Annotated in this window: 2 protein-coding genes and 1 pseudogene; all 3 read left to right on the top strand. The window is 52.2% G+C overall.

The window, feature by feature from the left end:
* The coding region (locus B9A23_RS21920; protein WP_139797658.1) for an IS5 family transposase at positions 1 to 504 on the top strand (504 nt) is incomplete at its 5' end.
* A gap of 609 nt (positions 505 to 1,113) precedes the next feature.
* Positions 1,114 to 1,858, top strand: a pseudogene (locus tag B9A23_RS21915) (IS5 family transposase).
* A 492-nt stretch (positions 1,859 to 2,350) separates the two neighbouring features.
* Positions 2,351 to 3,832: a glycosyltransferase gene (locus B9A23_RS21910; RefSeq protein WP_084281521.1), complete on the top strand. Its 1,482-nt coding sequence runs from the start codon at positions 2,351 to 2,353 to the stop codon at positions 3,830 to 3,832.
* Positions 3,833 to 4,347 lie beyond the last annotated feature (515 nt).

Below are 4,347 nucleotides of genomic sequence, written 5' to 3'. Positions count from 1 at the left end.
CATGATCGACAGCACCGTGGTCCGGGCACATCATTGTGCAGTCGGCATAAAAAAGGGACTCAGGAAACCGAGGCTCTTGGCCGATCGCGAGGGGGCTTCAGCACCAAACTCCACGCCCGATGCGATGCCAAAGGTCGCCCACTCGGGTTCGTGCTGACGCTTGGGCAAAGCCACGATACTCAAGGCTTCGGGCCTTTGCTCCGTATGATCGCCGACAGGATCGAAGCCCTCCTTGCAGACAAGGGCTATGACGCCGATGCCATCCGGGAGGATCTGGCTGCAGCTGACATTGAAGCCGTCATTCCCGCCAAGAGCAACCGACGCAACCCGGTGCCACACGACCGCGAGAAATACCGTTGGCGCAATCTCGTGGAGCGTCTGTTCAACAAGCTCAAGAACTGGCGCCGAATTGCCACCCGCTACGACAAAACACAAGAATCATACCTCGGCTTCGTCAATCTCGTCGCAGTCCTACAATGGATACCCTTTGTCCACGAAGCCTAGACCCCCGCCTCGCGCCAACACCGACCAAACCTTTGCGGTGATAACTGCAACGTGCAGGAGGCTGAGTCATGTCGTGGCTGACGCCGCACATCCGAAGGCGCACTGGATTGCGAACGAGTTACACGAAAAATGACCGTTCATTGTTGCATACGGCGCATCCAGAGGGACCTGCAATGGAGCTAAGTGGTGTCTGTAGTGGCTAAGGACCGATCGCTGATTGTACCTCTGTGAAAAGGGGCGCGGCCGTGCCAAGCGCAAGCACAAGGCCAGCCAAGCACGGCTTCCCAGCCTTCACATCTTTGAGGGCCAACTTTGTGCAAGCAGACCAAACCACCATAGCAAACTCAAAACTTGAACTCGGGCTGGCCGTCCACGCCAGCGGCAAAAGATGATCCCAGCTCGACCCGTACGGGCGTTAGCATCGGCTACAGGCAAATATACTCCCAACTTGACTGGCTCAAAATTGCCCTCCACGAACCTGGAGACACGCTGGTGTTGCAAGGAGATTGCCGGGGTACCGAGCCTTAGGGTCCAAACCCAATCAGGCTCTTGAAAACCTGGGTGCACATTGATTCAGGGAGTTTCCGCTCAAGCTGGAGGCTGTTTGGAATGTCGCGTTCGTTGTTCTGGTTGTCGGATCAAGCATGGGCTGCGATTGAGCGGCACTTGCCGAAGAACCAGGCCGGAGCGCGGCGGGTCGATGATCGGCGCGTGATCTCGGGCATCATCCACATGCTGAAGTGCGGCGGCTGCTGGACGGATTGTCCTTCCGAATACGGCCCTTCGACGACGGTCTACAATCGCTGGAACCGTTGGAGCCGCCGGGGCATCTGGCGGCGCTCACGGAGGAAGGCTGGATCGCGGAAACTGGTCAGATCGATAGCAGCTACATCAAGGCCCACCGCTCTACTGGTGGTGCAAAAGGGGAGCGCGGGCCAATGCCATTGGCATCTCGCGTGGCGGCAGGACAACGAAGATCCACGCCCTTGTCGATGTCCTCGGACGACCGCTCCGCCTCGTCCTGACGCCCGGCAATACATCGGACGTGAAGGGCGCTGACCTGCTGATCGGCGAGACGATCGGCATGAAGCGGGTGATCGCCGACCGTGGCTACGATGCCAACCGCATCAGGGCCGCCTTGCGCGATCAGGGCACGATCCCGGTGATCCCAGGACGACGCAACCGCAAGCGCCCGATCCAGTATGATGAACGCCGTTACAAGGACCGTTGGCGGGTCGAAGCCATGTTCTGCCGCCTAAAGGACTTCCGCCGCATCGCCACCCGCTACGACAAGCTCGCCAAAAATTTCTTGTCAGCCGTAAGCCTCGCAGCCGCCGTCGCTTTCTGGCTTTGAACAAAGTTGCGGGTAGAAAGCTAATGCAAAGCGTGAGATGTTGTCATTCATGGATTGGAACATTTTTGACCGTGCGGCGTGGATTGGGCTGCTGATCGCATCAGCGACATGCGTTGGAAGTTGCTCCGTTCCGCAAAAGCGACTGACCTTCACTGAGGCGAAAATATGTCGTGCGCAAGGCGGCTATGAAAGCCGAGCGCCCTTTGGCAGCCCGTTCTGCTAGTTTCGCTATAGTGATGCTGGCAAAGTCTGTTCGGCGAAGACCGATTGCCAAGGCAGGTGCCTTTATGCCCTCGACGGCCAGTCAAACGAAGCGAAGATTGGTGACGTCATCGCAGGGCAGTGCGAAGCGTTGCGCTCCACTTTCGGCTGCTATGGCACAGTTGAAGGTGGCAAGCTGGCGACTGACGAAGGCTGCTGGGATTGAGTCTGGACCCTAACAAAACAACGTTATTAATATTAGCGGTTAGCCTTGAGGCTATCTTCTAAGCAATGCACAATCGCCACTGTCTTGATCTGGCAGTAAAATCATCGCTCGTGGCAATAGCAATTGAGAAGAAAATGCTATCTCAAATAGGAAACTCATCAAAAGCCCCCCTGCCCCGTTTGGTGCTTATGACAGGTGCATTAGTGCGTGGTGGGATGGAGATGCAGTTTCTTGATCTAGCTCGCGAGCACCATCAAAACGGGGGAGAGGTTGTGACGATTGGGGCCAATGGCCCATTACTAAAGTCATTTATGACTTTTGGAAAAACAGTTCTTACTGACTTTCCTATAATCGACCGGAAAAGTTTTGTTGATGCAGTTGTTGGTGAAATCAGAAACGATACAGTATGCATAATCGCTCTCCAAAGCGACTATTTCTCCTTAATTCCACTCTTAGCTAAGATATGCCGAGTACTTGTCTGCGCTCATAATAGGAGCGGTACATTCGAGCAGTGGCTGCCAGCCAAAAGCCTCACCCAACTAACAAAGATATTTCAGGCCTTAGAAAATGATGGCCGCTTGGCTTTATCTGCCTCAAGCCGTACCAATGCCGATGCGCATGCTAAACTTTTTGGACTAAAGGATTCCACAGTTAAAGCGTGGTATCCATCAGTTTGTACTACAGACTTAGAACCTCTTAAAGAGCATGAGAATGATCTAAAAATTGGCATAATTGCGAGACTTTCTCCTGAAAAACTTCTTTTATTACAAGCTGCAGTTCACGTTTTGCGGGCAGCATTGGCTTCTGGCGATAAGGCAAAACTACTTGTTGCTGGCGAAGGAATTGCTAGAGCGGAATTTGAAGAATGGGCGAATGCCTCTGGATTAGGCGATAATATAGAATTTCTGGGTGAATCGACAGATCCCGTTAGCACATGCCGCCGATTCGATATTGCAGTCGTAAATGGTAGGGTTGCTCTTGAAGCGTTACTCGCGGGATGCCGAGTGATCACCGTGAGCGTTGACGAAACAGCAGATCACGAATTAAGATTACATTCTGTGGTTACATGTGAAAATATCGAGATCTTAGCAGAAGATAATTTCGCACCAACCTTGAATAAATATGGCGCTGAGAATCTTTTAAAGGACGCTAAGTCTATAAGCGACTTTGACCGCGCTCAGCTACAAAAATGGGTTGTTGAAAAACGCTCCGCTGGGATTAGTCATAAATTATGTCTTGATCGAGTTATTGACATTTCTATTGAAAGATCCGCTAGTGCGACCGAGTATTTGCTTGAATATTATTTTGCCATATATGACTCCCTATTTACAATTGATCAGTCTGAGCAATTGCGTAACGAGAGAGCGTTACGTACTGAAGTATCGTTAGAAATGGAAAAGGCTCAAAACTGGATTTCTGAGCAGAGAGATGCGATACAATGGCTCGCAGAGCAAAGAGATAACTGGGAGAAGGTAGCCATTGATTGTAATGATCAGTTAGAATCCTTAAGGAGTATAATATCCGACTCGGAGAAAAGTGAATGTTAATCGGTTTTTTCGAACTATTTGGGACTTAGAGCTTTCATTCGAAAAGTTTTATTTTTGCAATTCGCATATTAACCTTGTCGGCGGGCTCGCATTCTCGATGCTATGTAGCCATATAACGCTATGGCGGCCTAAACGTCGTTAATGCCTCGTTAGGTAAACATCCGTATAGCCTAGCTAGTAGAGGGCGCTGCGGCCTTGCCGAGTGCCACCACTAAGGCTTCGCCGAACGCCCTCTCACCAATCCAGAAAGCGGTGCAAAACCCAGGAACCGGCTCTTTCTCGTCGCGTCTAGCATGTCGTCGGCGGCCGCTTTCACACCTATCAGCGATCGGGGGACTGGCGGAATCTCGCCACCGGAAAAGACTTCAGTACGCATTCGGTAGGTGGCGCGGAGTTGCCAGAGATCATGCAGCGATCTCGTCGGTTTGCTGCAGCAACTGACTTTCTTTCCAATGCCACGGGAGGAGTTCGTGAAGACGGCTCTGGGGTATGTCGTCGATCTTGGCGAGGACGTC

The organism is Novosphingobium sp. B1 (genome assembly GCF_900176395.1).
GTDB lineage: Bacteria > Pseudomonadota > Alphaproteobacteria > Sphingomonadales > Sphingomonadaceae > Novosphingobium.
This window is presented reverse-complemented; position numbering and strand designations above follow the sequence as displayed.

Coding starts and splice junctions, on each gene's coding strand:
- B9A23_RS21910 (WP_084281521.1), top strand. CDS start 2,351: ATGCACAATCGCCACTGTCTTGATCTGGCAGTAAAATCATCGCTCGTG.